This is a genomic window from Croceicoccus marinus (assembly GCF_001661675.2).
Taxonomy (GTDB): domain Bacteria; phylum Pseudomonadota; class Alphaproteobacteria; order Sphingomonadales; family Sphingomonadaceae; genus Croceicoccus; species Croceicoccus marinus.
Genome location: NZ_CP019602.1, coordinates 2,767,501 through 2,786,322, shown reverse-complemented (window position 1 = coordinate 2,786,322; position 18,822 = coordinate 2,767,501). Strand labels below are relative to the sequence as shown.

Sequence of the window (18,822 nt, the reverse complement as noted above, 5' to 3'; positions counted from 1 at the left end):
GGATGCGGGGCCGTCACCGTTTCAGCTGTTTCAGGCAGCCTTGACCAGCTCGCGCTTGACCTTGCGGGCGCGCAGCGAAAGCTTGTCGTCCTTGGTCTTGAGCAGCCAGTTGTCGAGGCCGCCATTATGCTCGACCGAACGCAGGCCCTGCGTCGAGACGCGGAACTTGAAGCTGCGCTCCAGCTTCTCGCTCATCAGCGTGACGTTCTGCAGGTTGGGCAGAAAGACGCGCTTGGTCTTGTTGTTGGCGTGGCTCACATTGTGGCCGATCTGGCGACCCTTGCCGGTCAGTTCGCAGATGCGCGACATGGCTTACAACTCGCTTTCAAAGAATTCGGTGATTCCGGCCCGCCCGCGAACAGGCAATTTGCCGGGAAAGCGGCGCGCATAGCGGCCATCAGGCGAATCGTCAAGCAATCGCCCGATGACATTTCCTGGGGCCGCACGCTGTTCGGCGCTTTCGCTGCCGCCATTGCCCGCTTGCGCCGATTCGGGCAAGTCCGCAGCCGATGATCAGATGGCCGCTTCCCGAACCGATGGCGCTGGCGCTGGCTGCCGCGCGCGATGCGCGTGACGCGGGCGAGGTGCCCGTGGGCGCGGTGGTGGTGAAGGACGGGGCGGTGGTGGCGACCGCGCATAACGCCCCGCGCGCGCTGCACGACCCGACCGCCCATGCCGAGATGCTGGCGATCCGCGAGGCGGCAAGGCTGCTGGGAGACGAGAGGCTGGCGGGCTGCGACCTGTATGTCACGCTTGAGCCTTGCCCGATGTGCGCGGGCGCGATCCAGCATGCGCGGATCGCGCGGGTCTATTACGGCGCGGCCGATCCCAAGGGCGGGGCGGTGGAGCACGGCCCCCGGCTTTTCGACCGGGCGGGCAGCCTGCACCGGCCCGAAACCTATGGCGGGATCGGCGAGGAGGAAGCGGCGGCGCTACTGCGCGGGTTCTTTGCGGAGCGGCGGTGATCCGCCGTATCAGAGCAGCTTGAAGTCCAGCCCGATGTCGGCGGCGGGCGCGCTTTGCGTCAGGCGCCCGACCGAGATGTAGTCGACCCCGGTTTCCGCGATCGCGCCGATCGTGTCCAGCGTCACTCCGCCCGAAGCCTCGGCAGGTACGCGTTCCCTGATGATGCCGACAGCCTCGCGCAGCGTGGCGGGGTCCATGTTGTCGAGCAGCAAATGGGTCGCGCCCGCTTCCAGCGCGGGTTCGATCTGCGCGGTGCTGTCGACCTCGCAGATGATCTCGGCCACCCCGGCTTCCTTGGCGCGGGCGACCGCCTCGGCCACGCCGCCCGCGACGGCGACATGGTTGTCCTTGATCATCGCGGCATCCCACAGTCCCATCCGGTGGTTGAGCGCGCCGCCCATGCGGGTCGCATATTTTTCCAGAAGGCGCAGGCCCGGAAGCGTCTTGCGGGTGTCGAGCAGCGTGCATTTGCCGCCAATCGCGGCGACATAGCGCGCGGTCAGCGTGGCGATGCCCGACAGGTGCTGCACGGTGTTGAGCGCACTACGCTCGGCGGTGAGAAGCGCGCGGGCATTGCCCGACAGGCGCATCAGGTCGGTCCCGCCCTCGACCGCGGTGCCTTCGGGCACCAGCACGGTAATCTCGACTTCGGGGTCGAGCGCGGTGAAGAAGGCGGCGGCGATGGGAAGCCCCGCCACGGTGATCGCATGACGGCTGTCCATCACCCCGGAAAAGCGCGCATCCTCGGGGATGACGCTCTGGCTGGTGACGTCGGTCCCGCCCCCCTCGATCCCGCTGCCGAGATCCTCTGCCAGGGTGGCCTGTACGAATGCGTCGAGATCGAAATTGGGGAGGATGAATTCGGTCATGAAAACCAGATGCGGCTTTTGAGGGGGGAGTTCAAGAAGGCGGTCCGATCAACCGGGTACTAAACAGCTGTTCGCTGCCGCTTGATCGGGGACCCGGGCCGCGAAGCGAGACCCGCAAGGCCGGACGGCCGCCCGAGCTTATTGCGAGGAAGCCAAGGCCCCGGATGGGGGCCGCCCGGCGTTTGAGGGACGATAAGAAAACGGGCCGCGAAGCGAGACCCGCAAGGCCGAACGGCCGCCCGAGCTTATTGCGAGGAAGCCAAGGCCCCGGATGGGGGCCGCCCGGCGTCTGAGGGGTCCACCGCAAGGCGGAGATCCGAGAATCAATGCACGAAGCGCGCCACCACGTCGCGGTAGCTGCGCGACACCTTCACCTCCGCGCCCGATCCCAGCACCAGGAAGCATTCGCCATTGGTGTGCGGCTTCACCTGCCGGACCTGGTCGAGATTGACGATGGTGGAACGGTGCACGCGCTGGAAATGGCGCGGGTCGAGCCGGCGCTCCAGGTCCTTCATCGTCTCGCGCAGGATCAGCGAATTGTCGCCGGTGTAGATGCACATATAGTCGCCTGCGGCCTCGATATGCTCGATCGTGTCGACGTCGACGCGGAAGATCTGGCCCCGGTCCTTGACGTTGAGCATCTTCTCGAACCGGCCGGTGGCGGTTTCATCGCCCTCGGGCATGGCGTCCATCGCGTCTGGGGCAACCTCGGCCAGCACGTTCTTGAGCTTCTCGACTTCCTCGGTGTTCTTCTTTTCCGCGATGCGGGTGCGCGCGCGCGAAACGGCATCGGCCAGACGGTCCTGTTCGACCGGCTTCATCAGATAATCGACCGCATTCGCCTCGAACGCTTTCAGCGCGTGTTCCGAATAGGCGGTGACGAAGATGAACAGCGGCGGATCGATCCCCATCACGCCCTTGACCACCGAGAACCCGTCGAAGCCAGGCATCTGGATGTCGAGGAAGACGAGGTCGGGCTGTTCGGTCTTGATCGCGCGGATCGCCTCGCGCCCGTTGGCGCAGGTGGCGATGATCTCGATGTCCGTAAATTGCTCGAGCCTCAGCTGGAGGCCCTGGATCGCCAGCTTCTCGTCATCGACGATGATCGTGCGGATGCTCATGGATTGCGGTTCCTGTGAAAGGGGGGTTCAGGGATTGAACGAGCGAGCTAGGACATGGTTTCTGGCTGGGACATGACTGCCCTCGGCGAAGCGTGCTGCGGTTTCGGCGGATCGATTCCCTCGGCGGTTTCGAACGGCAGTTCGATGATCACGGCGAAGCCTTCGTGCGGGCGCGAGCGAATCTCGAAGCGCTGGTCGTCGCCGTATGCCTGCGCCAGCCGCTCGCTGATATTGGCAAGGCCGACGCCGGTGGAATGGCGCGTATCGGTGCCGGGACGCCCCGCCGGCGCGCCCTGGTGCGAGACGCCGATCACGCTGTCGGGATCCATGCCATAGGGCAGGCCGGGCCCGGTGTCGGCGACGGTGATGCGCAGCCGGTCGCCCTTGCGCTGCGCCGCGACCGAGATCTCGGCCCCGCTTTCCTGCGGGCTGACGGCATATTTGATCGCATTCTCGACCAGCGGCTGCAGCAGCAGCGAGGGCAGCACCGCATCGCGCACCGCGTCGTCGATTTCGAAGCGGGTGCGCAGCCGCTCCTCGAACCGCATGCGTTCGATATCGAGATAGAGCTTCAGCGTGTCGATTTCCTGCGCGACGGTGACGCGGCCCGTCGGGGGATTGACCAGCGTATAGCGCAGGAAGCTGGACAGCCGCGACAGCATGGCATTGGCAGGCTCGGTCTGTTTCAGCAGCACCAGCGTGCTGATCGAATTCAGCGTGTTGAACAGGAAATGCGGATTGAGCTGATAGCGCAGCATGGCCAGCTGCGCGCTGGTGGCCTGGTTTTCCAGGCTGAGCAGCCGGTCGTTCTGCTCTTCCACCTGCAGGAAGAAATTGATCGCGTAATACAGCGCCGACCACGCCCCCAGCAGGGTAAGGTCGAGGTAGAACACCCCCAGAAACAGCGAGGCGAAGCCCGGATCGCTGGACGGGCGGTAGAGCGAGATCATCCACGAATCGACGAAGGCGTACAGGCTGACCGCGACTGCCAGCACCAGCGCGGTCGCGCCCCAGGTGACCAGCGGCTTGCGCCCGATCAGCGCGCGGAAGATCACCGACAGGATCAGGCTGATCGAAAAGCCGGTGAAGGTCGCCACCAGCACGATGACAAGGAACGACAGCGGCTGTTCGTTGGCCAGGCTGGACATGGCGCGCAGCAGCATCGCGCCGCCCCAGCCAAGCGCCTGCAGCCGCCAGAAGGCGCTGTTCTTGTCGGCGAAGAACGGGACGGGACGAACGGGCAATACGGCCATGGTGACGCCTCGATAACCGAATTCGCTGGCGCGCGACAGCCGCGAAACCGGGATGCGAAGCGGCAGGGGCGGCCTGACCATCGCGATTGCGGGGCGCGTCGCCGCAAGCGGCGGGGCGGCGGCGGTAATGCGCTTGCCTAGGGGCGGGCGTCCTCGCGGCTCATCGGGAAGCGGGCGGACCAGTCGTGGCCGCCGGGGGGGATGCCTTGCGCCGCCTGCCGGGCGATCAGGGCGCGCTCTTCCTCCATCATGTCGATGCGTTCGTCCCAGGCGTCGTGCGTGGGGGCAAGGAAGCCCCAGTCGCGACCGCGCATCCATTCGCGCTGGAATCGCACCGCGCCCGCCGTGTCGAACCCCGCATTGGCCAGCAGCCAGACCGAAAGCCGGTCGGCCTCGCGCTCGTTATGGCGGATCCTGTTCCAGCCCTTGCCTTCCTCGGTCCGCTTCTGCGGGTGGCGCAGCAGGTTGTGGGCCAGTTCATGCGCGATCGCGGCGGCAAGCAGGTCGTCTTCGGAAACGGCATCGACCAGCGCGCGGGTGACCAGCACGCGGGCGCCGTCGGCGCGGGCCGAATCGCCATCGGTCAGCAATTCGAAGCGGCTGGCGCAGGCAGGCTCTCCGGCGATGGAGAGGGTTTGCGGACCGGTTCCGGTGCCGATGGTCAGCGCCACGCTGCCCCCGCCGCGCAGCGCATCGTCGATCCGGTCATGCAGGGCGGCCAGGCGGCGATAGTCGCCGGGCGGCGAATCGGGAAACGGCTTGCCCGCTATTCCCAGCACGGGCTGGTTCGCGGCAAGCCCGGCCTGCTGGGCGGGAGAGCCCGCGGCGACCGCGCCCACCGTGATGTCGCTGGCAAGGCCCAGCGCATCGCGCATCGCGGCGGGGTCGGACCAGCTATGGCTGTCCTGTAGCAGCAGGCCGATGGCGGGCAGCGTGACCTTGCAGAACGGCGCATTGGCGCGCACCAGCCGCCAGCCGATCGACTGCACCCGCGCATCGAGCGCCTGAAGCTGGCGATAGGAATCGGCTTCCCGTGCCGGGGCGGCGGGGGCTGCCGCCAGCGCAAGCGCGGCGAGCGCGGTGCGAATGCCCCCCCGGATCACCGATCTTCGGGATAGAGCGCGATGCGAAGTGCCGATTCGCCGACCGCGCCCTGCATCACCTCGTCGCCCGCGATCCAGGCGGGGGTGCCGCTGATCTGCAACTGCTCGGCGTAGGTGCGGTTCGCTTCAAGCTCGCTCGCCACCTGTTCGCTGCCGGCGTCGGCGCGGGCGCGGGCCATGTCGAGGCCGGCGGCCCTGGCGGCCCGTTCGATGGCTTCGTCGGTTGGGCGGCCTTCTGCGTACATCGCTTCGTGGAATGCGCCGAACTTGCCCTGCTTCGCCGCGGCGAGCGCCATCTTGGCCGCCTCGATCGATCCCTGGCTGAGGATCGGCAATTCGCGGATCACGACCTTCAGGTCGGGATTGGCGGCGACCAGCGCCTTCACATCCTCGACCGACTGGCGGCAATATCCGCAGGCATAGTCGCTGAATTCGACCAGCACCGTATCGCCGTCGGGATTGCCAAGCACCGCGCCGGGGAAGGCCCGCGTGATGCCGTCGCCCGCCTGCGCCAGCTGCTCGGTCGTCTGGCGGCGCTGCAGTTCGGCGATCGCCTCGGGCAGGATCTCGGGGTGGTCGAGGATATACCGGCGCACCATCTGGCCGATGGCTTCCTCCTGCTCGGCCGAGAAGCCGCCTGCCGCGATCGTCGCGGCGGCGTCCGCATTGGGGCTGCCGCCTTCGGGTCCGTTGGCGCGCAGCGCCCAGAACGCGCCCAGCGCGACCACGGCCAGAAGCGCGGCGATCAGCACGATGCGAAGCGGGGAAAGGCGAGTCGTCATGGCGGTGGGAAACCTGTCTCTGGATCAATCAGCGGCGCTTCGAGCGATCCTCGATCTGCGCGCGCGCCTCCATGGCGATATCATTGGCACGAAGCCAGTCCGGCGTCGATTCGGGAAGCGAGGCGCTGGCGGCCTGCGCGTTCTGCAGCGCCGCGCCGGGATCGCCGGTCATGATCTGCTTTTCCGCGCTGGCAAGGCGGGCGCGCGGCATGTCGCCCTGCGCGTCATAGATGCGGCCCAGCAGATACCACGCGGTGGGGTTCAGGCGGTCGCGCGCGACCGCGGCGCGCAGCACGCGCTCGGCCTCGTCGTAATGGTCCTTGTCCTCGGTCGCGATCAGCGCGTGGCCCAGCATGGTGGCGATCAGCGGCTGGAAGCGCGTGATCTCGACCGCTTCGCGCAGCGAGGCGAGCGCGTCGTCGGGCCGTCCGGCTTCCAGCAGCACCTGCCCGCGCAGTTCGAGGAAATAGGGATCCTTCGGCGCGGCGGCGATCAGCGCGTCCACTTCCCTGAGCGCGGCGTCGACGCGGGCTTCCTTGTGATAGGCATAGGCGCGGGCATAGCGCGCCGGAACGCTGGTATCGCTGACCGGGTAATGGTTCAGCGTATCCCTGGGATCGGCGAGATAGCCATAGAGCTTGGCCTTCACCCGCCGGAACCGCGCCTCGATATCCGCATCGTTGGGCCGGTTCCAGGCGGGATCGCGCATATAGACGTGTTCCAGCGTCTGGATACGATCGCGCGAGAGCGGGTGGGTGCGATAGAACGTGTCTTCCGACCTTGCGAAATAGCCCGCGCGGTGTTCCAGCTGCTGCAGCTTTTCGAAGAATTCGATGCTGCCGCGCCCCGACATGCCCGCGCCCGCCAGATATTGCGCGCCCGCCAGATCGGCTGCCGATTCCTGGCCGCGGGTGAAGGCAAGGAACTTGCCCATCGCCGCCTGCTGCCCGGCTGCCATCACGCCCATCCCGGCCGCGCCGCCGCCCGCCGCCGCAGCAGCGACACCCAGCAGCAGCGAGAGTATCGAGATATTGGTCGCCGCCGCGGCGCCGTCCCCGATGCCGATGACATGGCCACCGGTGATATGGCCAAGCTCGTGCGCGATCACGCCCTGTACCTGCAGCGCGTTGTCGGCCTCTCCGATCAGGCCGGCATGGATATAGACGGCCTGCCCGCCCGCGACGAAGGCGTTGACCGAATTCTCGCCCACCATGACGATGTCGACATTGCCGGGTTCAAGTCCTGCCGCCTCGATCAGCGGGGCGGACATGTCCTTGAACAGTTCCTCGGTCTCGGCATCGCGCAGGATCGATTGCGCCATCGCGGGGCGCGCGGCGAACAGTGCCAGCGCCAGCATCGCCGCCAGCCATACGCAAACGCGCGCCGCAAGGCGAAGCAAGGCGCCGGCAACGGGGCGTTTGCGCCCGGGGCGGGCCGGGCCGACGCGGGCAGAATCGGGCGAAATGGTCGGGTGCATGATATGTCCAGTGCGGGCGTGCCCCCCAGGCTGTGAACACCGGCTTAAGCGTTCGGCCTCCGCAACTCAAGCAAAGGCCCGTTCGGGCAGGGAAGCGCCTCAGGCCGGAGCACCGGTGGCCGCGTGGCCGGTTTCGCGCACGGTTTCGACGATATGCTCCGCCTCGTGGTCGTGGGTCAGGCCGACCGCGTCGAGGAATTCCTGACCCACGTCATATTCCGAGCCCATCCACAGCGGGACGTTTGCGCGGCCGATGTCGTCCCTGGCCTGCACTTCCTCGGCCGAATGGGCTTCGCCCGCCTTGCGGATGAAGATGGCGGCAACGCGGTCCGGGAATTTCAAGGCGATCCGTGCGAAGGCGACCAGGTCGGCCTGCGTATCGTCGCCGATCAGCGCGAACCGCATGGCGGGATAGAATTCCAGCAGTCCCGCCATCGCCGCGATCTTGTGGTCGCCGTGGCCTTTCGATCCCAGCGTCTCGCGGTTGAAGCCCCAGTCGCGCAACTGCAGCGGGCCCAGCGGCAGCCTGCGGCTGCGCATGAAGGTGGTGAGGTAGGCGAACAGGTTCCACGGGCTGGAGGAAATGTAGAAGAACGGATGCCGGGTCGCAGGCAGATGCCGGCCGGGCGAAGCCGCGCCGCCCGACAGCGCGCTGTAGAAGCGGTCTGCGCCCGGAACCTGCGCCCGTTCGGCGGGCATCTGCGCCAGGATGCGCCTCCAGTTGCGCAGCACCGAATGCAGCCCGCCGGTGATCCCGGTTTCGATGATGGTGTCGTCGATGTCGGATATGACCGCCAGATCGGCGCTGGCACCGGGGGCGAGGACATAGGCCTCGGCCATGCGGGCGCCCTTGCCGTCGTTCCACGCGAAGCACACCGTCTCCCACTCGGTATGGTCGGCCAGCGGCCAGTCGTCCAGCGGCAGGTCGAAATGGACGAAACCCTCGTCATCGGTGAAGCCCGCGTGCCGCGACAGCACGCCCGATGGCGAACGGATTTCCAGCTGGACCGGCATGCCGTCCACCTCGCGCGAGGCGAAGTGCGAGACCAGCGCCCGCATCTTGGCAAAGCTGGAATCGTGATCCCAGCGCGGCGGCCGGCTGCGCAGCGCACGCGCGGCGATGCGCAGGCGGGTGGTGCTGCGATAACCGAAAAAGGGGAAGATGACGGGCGGCGTGCGGAACAGCGGCATGGCCGGGATCGTGCTATCTTGCGCGCGGGCGGTCAAGCGGGCGGGCGATGGCCCTTGTGCCGTATTGCGCGGTTGGCGCGAAACCGGGGGGTGCGATGCGGCGGGGCGGTGCGACGGGGCGCCCGGTCAAGGCGCGGGCGGGGCGATCAAAGCGCGCGGGCGGCGCGCTCGACCTCTTCGCGGTCGTAGGGCAGTTCGCCCAGCAGCACGACATTACCCGAGCTCATCCGCCGGGCCATCAGCAGGGCGAATTCGGGGCCGTCGGACGCAATCTCGTCGAAACCGGTCGGGGTGAGCGAGCGGAGCCGCGCCGCGAGAGGTTCGGCAATGGCCTCGCCCCAGGGCGTCATCGCGTCGCCCCGCGCGTCGGCCGACAGTTCGACCGTGGCCGCCAGCGCCTCGGCCGTTTCCGCGTCGACCAGTTCCTTCCAGTTCAGCACGCCATAGACATGGTCGATGACATGCCCGTCGGTCGAGAACGGCAGCAGTATGCCGCGATAGATCGCGAGGCGGTCGGGGCCGGATGCGAATTCCGCCTCGAACCCGATGGGTGCGCGGTTCGACAGCAGCTCGCCGTAATGATCGGTGATGCGGGTCAGCAGGCTGTTGCCCGGAACGCCGGACAGGTGGACCGCGTCGCTGCCCAGCGTGCAGTCGCAGGCCTGCGCCAGCGCGGTGCCGAGATGGGCGATGCGCGGATCGCCCTGGTCCCCCGAAAGGTCGAGCAGCACCGAATACGGGCCGAAATCGGGATGGCCGTTGGGGTCGAGGCGGTGGATCTCGGGGAATTCCTCTTCCCCCAGCAGTCCGGCCCAGAAATTATAGGCGCGCACCTGCATCCGGCGTTCGTCCTGCCCGATGGCGGGGGGCGGCGCGTGGCAGGCGCTGGCTTCGGCCTCCGCCTCGGCGAAATGTTCGAAACCGGTCAGGTCGAGCGGATCGTCGGGCCAGAACACGTCGCCGGACATCGCATCGCCGGGGAAACGCAGCGTATCCATGCAGTGACGTCCCCTTGCTTGCGATTGCCGCGGCCACGCACGGCGCGATTCCCTCAGGCGCGCAGAGTCGCGCATAGAGGTAAACAACCGGTTAAGTTCGTTCCGGAAGGCGGCGTTATCCGCGCTGCGCGATCGCCTCGGCCCGCGCGATCAGGGCGCGGGCCTCGTCGCGGTGGAGTTCCTCGACCATCTGGCCGCCCACGGTGACCACTGCCTTGCCCGCGTTGGCGGGATCCTCGAACGCCGCGACGATGGCGCGCGCTTCGGCCAGCGCATCCTCGGACGGGGCGAACACCTCGTTCGCGGCGGCGATCTGCGAGGGGTGGATCAGCATCTTGCCGTCGAAGCCGAACAGGCGGCCCTGGCGGCATTCGGCGCGCAGCCGGTCATCCTCGCCGATCGCGTTGAGCACGCTGTCGATCGCGACCAGCCCGTTCGCGCGCGCCGCCATCACGATCTGCGAGAGCACCGGGACCAGCGCCTCGCGCCCCGGGGTGCGCAGCATGCCGGTGTCCTTGGACAAATCGTTGGCGCCCAGCACCAGGCCGGCCAACTGCGTGGTCGCGGCCATGCGCGCGATCCGTTCCAGCGCCAGCACCGCCCCCGGTGTCTCGACCATGACCCACAGCGCCACGTCGGATCCGAAACCCGCGGTTGCCATCGCGCCCGAGATCCCCTCGACATCCTGCGCCGAATCGACCTTGGGCACCAGTATGGCGTCGAGCGGGCTGCGGGCGAGGGCGCGCAGATCGTCGAGGCCCCATTCGCCGCCGATCGGATTGACCCGCACCACGCGGTAGCGCGGTTCCAGCCCGCCATCGGCCAGCGTCTGCGCCACCATGGCGCGCGCCTCGGCCTTGCTTTCGGCCGCGACCGCGTCTTCCAGGTCGAAGATCACGCAGTCGCAGGCAAGCCCGCGCGCCTTTTCCAGGGCGCGGGCGTTGGAGCCGGGCATCGACAGCGCGGAACGGACGATCGGCATGGCCGGGACGGTATCGGGCATAAGCGGCTCTAGATGATGTAGCGCATGCGGATCGACTGGGTCACGCCCTTGCCGTCCACCTCGAACGCGGCGTCCTTGAAGCTGGGCGGGCCCATCCGCACCGGCGCGTCGCGCGAAAAGCCGAAGCCTTCGCGCGGGATCATCAGCGCCTTGTCGATCTTGCCGTTCGCATTCTCGTCATGCAGCAGCGCGATGGCGTAGCGGCCCTGCGGCACATTGGCGAAATTGAACTCAAGCCTTTGCGACGCGGGCAGGGTCAGCGTGCGGCCCTGACCCGATTCGCAATCGGGAAAGCTCGTCCTGTTGGGGGCCAGGCAGGCATGCACGTCTCCCTTGGCGGAGCGCAGGTCGGTGACCGTCACATGGATCGACCCCACCCGCGAAGCCGGAGCGATACGCAGTTCCGACCCCTGCGACGCGCCCGCGGCGCCTGCAAGCGCGGCGATCGGCAATGCGAGCCAACGGAAATTCATGTCTTGTCCCATCCTTCTGCCGCAAGACCCCGGTCGGTTCCGCATACGCGGTCCCAGAAGCGGAAATAAAGGCCGTAATTGCAGCGATACCGGTCATGATGAAGCTGGTGGTGGCTTGCCGTTATCAATGCACCGCCAAGCCCTGAGCGGACGATGAACCGCGGAAACATTTCCCAGCCCATATGGTTCGTGACGCCCATGATCGTCATGATCGCCAGCACGCAGCCAAGCACGCCGATATGGATCGGTACCAGGAAGACCAGCGCGGGAACGACGATGGCGCCCGTCACCGCCTCTACCGGGTGGAAGGCCATCGCGGCCCAGGCGGTCGGCGGGCGGCTGGCGTGGTGGACGGCATGGGCGATGCGGAACAGGCGCGGCTCGTGCATCGCGCGGTGGGTCCAGTAGAACCAGGTGTCGTGGGCGAACAGATAGACCAGCAGCGAAACCGGCAGCCACCACAGCGGAAAGGCGCCGATGTCGGTATAGATCCGGGTCCAGCCATGCGCCTGCCAGCCCCAGGCGACGATCCCGGCGGGCAGGCCATAGATCGCGGCAGAGGCGAGCGACCAGCCGATCTCGCGCCGGATCTGCGGATCGAGGCCGCGGTAGAGCCCCGGCCGCGCCGAGCGCGTCGCCAGCGCAAAGCCGCCGCTGGCCAGCAGATAGCGCACGGCGACGATGGCGATCATCGCCAGCACCGACAGCAGCGCGGCCCAATATCCGGCGTTGGAGGCATGCAAGGCCATGCCCGCGTCCATAGCGCGGGCGCCGCGCCTAGCCTAGCCGTGTCGCAGGCGCCGGAGATTCAAGACAAAACTGTGGCAGGCCCGTCACGCCGGCCCGTCGAGGGAAGTCTGTCAGGCCAGTTCGTTGCCGCCCCACGGGGCGCAGGCGCTGTCGATCTCGACCTGGCGGCGGCGCATCGCGGCGCGTGCCAGCCGCTCGACCTGCGCCCTGCGCCGCGCGGGCGCGAGTTTCTGCAGCGGGGCGGGGCGCAGGATTTCCGCGTCATAGCCATCGGCGACGATCACGCCGCATCGGCCGGGAAGGAAATTCTCCCCTTCCAGGCAGGTGCGGTCGAGTTCGGGGGACAGGCCCCAGAAGAAACGGTCGCAGAAATCGAGATAATCGGGCCATTTCGCATCGCCCATCAGGTCGGCGCGGGCGACCTTTATCTCGACAATGACGATATGGCCCTTGGCATCGACGCCCATCAGATCCGCGCGGCGGCCGCCGGGCAGCATCATTTCGGGGATGCACCAGATATCGTTGCGCGCGAACAGGCGGCAGATCCCCCGCGCGACATCGCCCGCGGCACATGAGGAAAAAGAGGGAACGGCAGCAAGCGGCGAATCGATCATGCCGCCAAATTAGTGAACAGACAGGGAACGGGCAAGAAGCTAGTGCGTGTTGCCCACCAGCCGGTTGCGTTCGCGTTCGAAGCGTTTCAGCAGCGCGCGGGCCGCGATCTTGCCGTCCGCGCCATGTTCGCGCGCCTGAAGCACGGCGAAAAGGCCGGTTTCCAGCATCGCGCACAGATCGCCCAGGGTCGCCTCCATCGCGGAGTTGCGCCCTGCGGGCATGGCGACGGGATACAGGCTGGCGTGGCGTTCGGTGCCGGGCACGCTGGAACCGGTCAGCGCCGCGAGCGCGCCCGCGGCGCGGTGCATCGCCGCCCAGCGCGGGGCGAGCCGATCCTCTGCCGTGCCCTTGCGTGCGGGCGTCATCGGCTGATCGGCGAAGTCGATCCCGTCGAAGTCACCGGAAAATTCGGGCATGGCGTTCATGCCGATCCTATTGCGGCGGAATCGGTTACGTTCGTCTTAATGTGCACAGCCGGTCACGTGCCCGTCCCGAAACGGGTCAGAATCGCGAGTGCCTCCGGGCGAAGGCGCCGGTCGGCGCGGTCAGCGTCATGGCAGGTTTGATGCGCGGGGCGCGCAAAAGGGGCTGGCGCGGGCATGGGCCTGCTGCTAAGCGCCTGCTTCCCAGCAAGCCGCGCGCACCCATAGCTCAGCTGGATAGAGCGCTGCCCTCCGAAGGCAGAGGCCAGAGGTTCGAATCCTCTTGGGTGCGCCAGGGTTTTCCGCATGGCTTCGGCGACGCGGGGCCGGGCCCGCGCCGCCAGCCGGATCGGCCCTACCAGACGATCCGCATATTGCCGCGCAGCGCGATGGACAGTTCTTCGAAGCGTTCCTCTGCCGACAATTCGCCGCCCATGATGACGCTGCCGGGGCCGCCCATCACGCGCAGGCGGCCATACCAGCCGCTGGTCGACGTCTCGCCCTGCAGGGTGAAATCCTCGCCATCCTCGAACCGGGCGGTGGTTTCGCCCAGCTCGCCGTCCAGCACTTCGCGCCAGCCGCCTTCGGTCTCGATCCGCAGCCAGGCGCTGTCGCGCTTGCCCATGCCCATCAGGTCGGCGCCCAGCACCAGCCCGGCGCTCAGGCCCAGCTCGTCGCTCTTGCGCGAATCGACGGTCAGGTCGAGCGCCTCGTCTCCGCCGGTTTCGCCGTAGCCATCCTCGTTCAGGCGGACATAGTCGACCATCACCTGCGGACGGAAGAACAGATAGCGCCAGCCGCCCTCTGCCGAGGCGCCCGCGGCGAAGCTTACGAAATCGCCGTCCCACTTGCCCTCGATGGTACGCCTCACGCTCTCGCCGTCCGAAGTGCCGGTGAAGACGCGCTCGCTTTCGATGTCGGAGCGGCCCAAGGCGCCGCGCACGAAGCCGGCAACCGGGCCCCAGTTGCCGCGCCAGTGCGCCGCGACTTCGAGCGAGCTGTTCTTGACGTCGCTCGCCATGCCGTTGGTGTGCTGGTTCCACAGGCTGGCCAGGGTCGCGCCGACATGGCCGAAGCCCACGTCATATTCGCCGGTCAGCGAGAATCCGTGGCCCTGCAGGTCATAGGCACCGCTGTCGCCCAGCCCCTTGTCGCTGTTCCACAGCGCCAGGTTCAGCGTGGCCATGAAGGCACCGTCGTCGATGATCGGGCTGACGGGGTCCTGCAGCTGGCGGATCAGCGTGCGTTCGCCTTGGCCGATGCCTTCGAACACGCCGCCCGCATGGTCGGGCAGCATGGTGGCGACGGTCTGGCGGAACGCGTCGCCATTGGTGATGGCAAGGAAGCTGCCCTCGACATCCTCGTCCTGCGACATGGCGGCGAAGACCGCGTCATAGGCTGCGGCGGCCGACCGGTTCAGGCCAAGCTCTGTGACCGTGCGGCGGGCGACGTCGATGGTCAGCACATTGGCGGGCGCATCCTTGTCGATCTCGGCCTTGAACAGGAAGGGGACCAGCGCGTCGACGGTCGTGATCTTGTCCTTGCCGGTGATGGAGCCTGCGGTCAGAACCTCATAGCTGCCCTCGGCGGTGGCGACATCGGCAAGGCGAAGCGCAAGTTTCGAACCCTGCACGAAGCTGGCATTGCCCGCGACGTCGATCGCCGTGCCGCTGCCCGCCGTCTTGTCCAGCGTGGCGACCAGCATGCCGGTCGCGCCCACCGACAGCGAGGCGATGCTGGCGGGCTTTGCGATGTCGAGCGTGCCGCCGGCGACCGCCACCGCCAGATTGCCGCTATTGGCCAGGCTGCCGGAAAAGGCAGCGCTGTCGGCCAGCGACAGCACGCCGGTGCCGCCGCCGAAATCCGCGCTGCCGGTGAAGAAGGACTTGCCCGACAGGCTCATCTCCGCGCTGCCGCTGCCGAACAGCACTCTGCCGCTGTGCACCGCATCGCCGCCAAGGCGCAGCACATCATTGCCCGCGCCGAACGAAACATCGCCCGTCAGCGCGCCATCGGCCAGATCGAGCAGGTCGTTGCCAGCGGCGAACAGAACGTCGCCCTTGATGACGGGCGCTGCGTGATCCGCGGCGACCTGGGTCTGGCGGACCGTTGCATTGCCCGCGGCAGCGGACAGGTCGATGGCGATGTTGCGGCCCGTGCCCGCCTTGGCGCCGGTGGCGGCGATCTCGCCCGCGTTCTCGACCAGGGTCAGCGTGCCGCTGGTGTCGCGAATCGCGATGGCGGTGCCGTTCTCGGCTCCGGCGACGGCCTTGATCGATCCGCTGTTCTTCAGCGCGGGAAGGCTGGCGCCCTGTTCGACCAGCACCGCGGCAGCGCGCGTGCCGCCGACCGACGAGCCGCGCGCCTCGATCGAACCGGAGTTCTGAAGCACCGGCGTGCTCGCCCCCGCGCCAAGCCGGATCGCGGTGGCGTTGCCGCCGTTCGACAATGCGCCGACCGCGCCCGCGACACCGATGCCGTTCGCGATGGTGACCGCATGGCCCTGACCGCCGATGGAAAGGCCGTTCGCGTCGACCCCGACATAGACGCCGCGCCCATCGACGATGCCGTCGACTTGCAGGCCGAACTTGCTGGCCGTGCCCGCGACCGCGCCGATGGCGATGTCGCGGCTGGCCGATCCGATCGACAGCGCCGCCGCCTTGCCGAATGACGTGACCTTGGCCGAGCCTTCCTTGGCATCCTCGATCCCGTCGGCATCCTCGTTCGCCTTGTCGGGATCGCTGTCACGGGGCGCGATGGCCAGCATGATGCCGTTCGCGACGTCGCCCTCGACACTGATGGCGGATCCGCCCTGCAGCAGATCGTCGGCGTCCAGCTTGGCGGTGCTGCTCGGCGCTGCGGTATAGCGATAGCCGCTGGCGCTGATGTCGCCCTGCACGACCATCGCGCCCGCAATGTCGCCGCCGAAGCGCGCGCCGACCGAATTCTCGCCGCGTGCCGCGACGGTGCCTGCCAGCCGGACCTTGCCATCGATCGCCTGCGCGTCGATGCCGACCGCATTGTCGCCGATCACGCCGGTCTTGCCATCGTGCAGCAGATCGCCCGTCAGCGTGCCGCCCAGCGCGATGCCGGCCGAATCATTGCCCTCGACCGTGATGGTTCCGCTGTTGACCACATTGCCCGCATGCGCGCCCAGCGTGCGTATGCCGTGACGCTCGCCGCCCAGCGCGAACGGCCCGTCGAGGTCGCCGTCATTGTCGTTGTCCTTGGGGGCATAGGGTTCGTCCAGCAGGATCGTGCCGCTGTTGACGATGTCGCCGCTGGTGCCTGCCGCGGCGGCGATGCCGGTGCTGCCATTGGCGTTGGTGATGGTGATCTTGCCGCCATTGGTCACCTTGTGGTTGCTGTTCATGGTGACGGCGGTGCCGCCCGATACGGTGACGGATCCCTTGTCGGTGATGTTGATCGCATCGGGCGCGCCGGCATTGGCGGTCGCGGTGGCGATGGGCGCCGTCTGCGCGCTTGTCACATCCCTGGCGCTTGCGGCGGTGGAGGAGATGGCGATGGCGACGATGGCGGTGGAGCAAAGCAGGTTACGCACGGGTTCTGACATCCTTCAGATCGATCATGATCCGTCAGACGGAGCCCTTGGTTCGGCGCCTTGAATTTTTTCGCGCGGCCGGGAACTTTAGCGCGGAGGGAGCGCGGAACCGCCGGATCAGAAGCGGCGGTCGATCCCCAGCCGGAAGCTGCGGGGCCGCAGCGGGGTCACCTGGTCGCGGTCCTCGCTGAGCGGCGTGCCGAGCGAGAAGCGATTGCCGCGCATGTCGGCCAGGTTCGCGATGCCGAAGGTCGCCCCCATCCTCTCATCGCCGATCCTGATGTCGATCCCGCTGTCAAGGTAATCGCCCTGCCGGTCGCCCAGCTCGGGCCCGATGCCCAGCCGCGACGGGCCGACATAGCTGGCCCAGCCATCGGCGGTAAGCCACAGGCCGCTGGCGACCTCGGCGCTGTAGTTCGCGCCGATGCGGCCCGCGAAGCTGGCGATGTTCGGGATCTGCCGCGTGCCGGAGCGGAGCAGCAGGTCAGGCTCGTCGATGCGGCTGTGGTTCCATGTCGCGCCTGCCTCGATCCGCAGGCCTTCGGCGATCTGCGCCGCGCCCGACAGGCTGGCCGACCAGATCCGTCCGTCGCCGATATTGGCGGTGCTGGGCAGGCCGCTGCCGTCGACGAAATCGGCTTGGATGTCGCGCCAGTCGGTATGGGACAGGCTGACCGCCAGGCTGAACGGATCGCCGCTGGCCGCGCGCAAGGCCGATGCGCCTGATCCGGCGCGGCCATAGCGGGCCCCGATTTCCCAGGTCGCGGTGCGGTCGTTGTCGAAGCGGCGGACGAAATCGCTTTCGATCGCAAGGCCGCCGGGGCGGAAACCCTGCTGGTAGCGTGTGTAGAACAGCGCGCGGTCCGACAATTCGGCATGCAGTGCGAGCGAGGGGAGGACGTCGACCTCGGTCCGGCGCACGGTGATGTCGGAACGGGCAAAGGCAATGTCGGGGGCGACATCGTCCGCACCGCCGCCCAGCCGTGCCCAGGTCACGCGTCCGCCCGCCGTCGCGACGACGATCGGGGCGATACGCAGGCTGGCTTCGCCATACAGGGTCGCCTCGTCGACGATATTGGTGACGCCGGGTGTGACCGCGCGCATCACGGCGATCAGCTCCGACGCGTCGGGGGCCGGGGGCTCGTAGCGGATGAACTCGCGGCGGATGTCGCTTTCGCTATGCGTCAGGCTGGCGCCGACCAGCCAGCTGAAGCCGCCGCGCTCGGGCGACCACAGCCGCGTCTCGTTGGCGGCCATGCGTGCACGATTGGTCTGCACGAACAGCCGGTCGGGCGACAGGCCGGTGGCGGCGTCATAGCGCTCCTCCAGATCCTGCCGCACGATGCCGGTGGTGGAGCGGAAGGAGAGGTCGCCGAAACCGCCGCTTATCACCACGCTGCCCAGCGCGAAATCGATGTCCGCCCCTTCGGTCACGGCGGCGGTGCTGGTCAGCGGCGGATCGCCGCGGTCGGCATATTGCGCGTCGCGCGCGTCGATGGTCTGCGCAAGGCCGGTCAGTTCGACCGACCAGCGGGGGGACAGCTCGACGCGGCCGGTCAGCCGCCCGCCCACGATATTGGTGCGATTGACGTCTTCGCGCCCCGCTTCCGGCTTGTCGATATAGCCGCCCAGCGAGGCTGTATCGATCGTGCCGCGAAACGCGATATTGCCGGCAGCTGGCAGGTTGGCGGTCAGGCTGAGGTCACCCCCCGGCGAGCCATGCTGCGTGAGCGATCCGCCGATCTGCCCGGCCAGGCTGGCGCGGTCCATGCGCGGCTGGTTGGGCACCAGCCGGATGATCCCGCCCAGCGCCCCCGCTCCATAAAGCGTGCCTTGCGGCCCTTCCAGAACCTCCACCCGGTCGAGATCGGACAGGCGCAGGTCGGGATCGGGCGCGTTGTAGCTTAGCCGCAGATCGCCCCAATATTGCCCCACGGTGGACTGGGTGGGACCAGTGAAGCTGGAATCGGCGATGCCGCGGATGAAAAGCTTGTTGCGCCCGCTGCCCAGATAGGTGGAGGAGACGCTGGCGATGCGGCGCGTGATCTCCTCGGTTCCGCCCGCGCCGCCCAGTTCCAGCAATCCGCCGTCGATGATCGAGACCTGCGCGGGGATCTGTTCCAGCGACAGGTCGCGCTTGCTGGCTTGCACGACGATGGGCGGCAACGGCCGGGCCGGTTCGGGCGGCTGGGGCGCGGGGACGACAGGCTGCCGGACCGGCCGGTGGCTGGCCGGGT

At 67.9% G+C, this 18,822-nt stretch carries 17 protein-coding genes and 1 tRNA gene (1 of these 18 only partly in view); 2 read left to right on the top strand and 16 right to left on the bottom strand.

From position 1 onward, the window contains the following. Positions 1 to 30 precede the first annotated feature (30 nt). Positions 31 to 309 (bottom strand): 50S ribosomal protein L28, encoded by a 279-nt coding sequence (rpmB, locus tag A9D14_RS13185; protein ID WP_066847277.1) that lies wholly within the window; start codon positions 307 to 309, stop codon positions 31 to 33. A gap of 200 nt (positions 310 to 509) precedes the next feature. On the opposite strand from rpmB, the gene A9D14_RS13175 reads away from it, so the two are divergent. Then, positions 510 to 965 carry a nucleoside deaminase gene (locus A9D14_RS13175; protein ID WP_066847273.1) on the top strand — a complete coding sequence of 152 codons (456 nt, stop codon included), beginning with the start codon at positions 510 to 512 and terminating at the stop codon, positions 963 to 965. Positions 966 to 974: 9 nt separating this feature from the next. Here the strand turns inward: A9D14_RS13175 and nadC are convergent, their stop codons facing one another. The 13 genes from nadC to A9D14_RS13110 all read right to left on the bottom strand — a co-directional run bounded on the left by nadC (position 975) and on the right by A9D14_RS13110 (position 13,026). Then, positions 975 to 1,835: a carboxylating nicotinate-nucleotide diphosphorylase gene (gene nadC / locus A9D14_RS13170; RefSeq protein ID WP_066847270.1), complete on the bottom strand. Its 861-nt coding sequence runs from the start codon at positions 1,833 to 1,835 to the stop codon at positions 975 to 977. Positions 1,836 to 2,158: 323 nt separating this feature from the next. Continuing rightward, the gene (locus tag A9D14_RS13165) at positions 2,159 to 2,956 is read right to left on the bottom strand and encodes a LytR/AlgR family response regulator transcription factor (protein WP_066847268.1); all 798 of its coding nucleotides are present in this window, start codon (positions 2,954 to 2,956) and stop codon (positions 2,159 to 2,161) included. Between the two features lie 47 nt (positions 2,957 to 3,003). Beyond that, a complete protein-coding gene (locus A9D14_RS13160) occupies positions 3,004 to 4,209 on the bottom strand; it encodes a sensor histidine kinase (RefSeq protein ID WP_066849194.1) in 1,206 nt (401 codons plus the stop codon). Positions 4,210 to 4,346: 137 nt separating this feature from the next. Next, positions 4,347 to 5,312, bottom strand: a complete 966-nt coding sequence (locus A9D14_RS13155; protein ID WP_066847265.1) for a M48 family metalloprotease — start codon at positions 5,310 to 5,312, stop codon at positions 4,347 to 4,349. Next, positions 5,309 to 6,094 (bottom strand): DsbA family protein, encoded by a 786-nt coding sequence (locus tag A9D14_RS13150; protein ID WP_066847262.1) that lies wholly within the window; start codon positions 6,092 to 6,094, stop codon positions 5,309 to 5,311. The genes A9D14_RS13155 and A9D14_RS13150 overlap by 4 nt, the downstream gene beginning before the upstream one ends. A 28-nt stretch (positions 6,095 to 6,122) precedes the next feature. Further along, a complete protein-coding gene (locus tag A9D14_RS13145) occupies positions 6,123 to 7,451 on the bottom strand; it encodes a M48 family metalloprotease (protein ID WP_066849191.1) in 1,329 nt (442 codons plus the stop codon). A gap of 219 nt (positions 7,452 to 7,670) precedes the next feature. Continuing rightward, positions 7,671 to 8,762 carry an App1 family protein gene (locus A9D14_RS13140; protein ID WP_066847259.1) on the bottom strand — a complete coding sequence of 364 codons (1,092 nt, stop codon included), beginning with the start codon at positions 8,760 to 8,762 and terminating at the stop codon, positions 7,671 to 7,673. 146 nt (positions 8,763 to 8,908) lie between these two features. Then, positions 8,909 to 9,760 (bottom strand): PAS domain-containing protein, encoded by an 852-nt coding sequence (locus A9D14_RS13135; RefSeq protein WP_066847256.1) that lies wholly within the window; start codon positions 9,758 to 9,760, stop codon positions 8,909 to 8,911. Between the two features lie 115 nt (positions 9,761 to 9,875). Further along, positions 9,876 to 10,763, bottom strand: coding sequence for an HpcH/HpaI aldolase/citrate lyase family protein (locus A9D14_RS13130; RefSeq protein ID WP_066847254.1), 888 nt, complete (start codon positions 10,761 to 10,763; stop codon positions 9,876 to 9,878). An 8-nt stretch (positions 10,764 to 10,771) separates the two neighbouring features. Then, positions 10,772 to 11,236: a DUF2141 domain-containing protein gene (locus A9D14_RS13125; protein ID WP_087910520.1), complete on the bottom strand. Its 465-nt coding sequence runs from the start codon at positions 11,234 to 11,236 to the stop codon at positions 10,772 to 10,774. Beyond that, on the bottom strand, positions 11,233 to 11,985 hold the full coding sequence (locus tag A9D14_RS13120) for a sterol desaturase family protein (protein WP_066849186.1): 753 nt from the start codon (positions 11,983 to 11,985) through the stop codon (positions 11,233 to 11,235). Before A9D14_RS13120 ends, A9D14_RS13125 begins: the two co-directional genes overlap by 4 nt. A 111-nt stretch (positions 11,986 to 12,096) precedes the next feature. After that, positions 12,097 to 12,600, bottom strand: a complete 504-nt coding sequence (locus A9D14_RS13115; RefSeq protein ID WP_066847250.1) for an MmcB family DNA repair protein — start codon at positions 12,598 to 12,600, stop codon at positions 12,097 to 12,099. Between the two features lie 39 nt (positions 12,601 to 12,639). After that, positions 12,640 to 13,026, bottom strand: a complete 387-nt coding sequence (locus A9D14_RS13110) for a hypothetical protein (protein WP_066847247.1) — start codon at positions 13,024 to 13,026, stop codon at positions 12,640 to 12,642. A gap of 215 nt (positions 13,027 to 13,241) precedes the next feature. Between A9D14_RS13110 and A9D14_RS13105 the strand changes: the two genes are divergently transcribed. Beyond that, a tRNA-Arg gene (locus A9D14_RS13105) sits at positions 13,242 to 13,318 on the top strand. Between the two features lie 60 nt (positions 13,319 to 13,378). On the opposite strand, the gene A9D14_RS13100 is transcribed toward A9D14_RS13105, so the two are convergent. Both A9D14_RS13100 and A9D14_RS13095 read right to left on the bottom strand, forming a co-directional pair. Next, positions 13,379 to 16,585, bottom strand: a complete 3,207-nt coding sequence (locus tag A9D14_RS13100) for an autotransporter outer membrane beta-barrel domain-containing protein (RefSeq protein WP_066849184.1) — start codon at positions 16,583 to 16,585, stop codon at positions 13,379 to 13,381. A gap of 117 nt (positions 16,586 to 16,702) precedes the next feature. Continuing rightward, on the bottom strand, positions 16,703 to 18,822 hold the 3' portion of the coding sequence (locus A9D14_RS13095) for a TonB-dependent receptor (RefSeq protein WP_066847244.1). Its footprint extends 295 nt past the window's final position; only the last 2,120 of its 2,415 coding nucleotides appear in the window; its start codon lies off the right edge, out of view; the stop codon is at positions 16,703 to 16,705.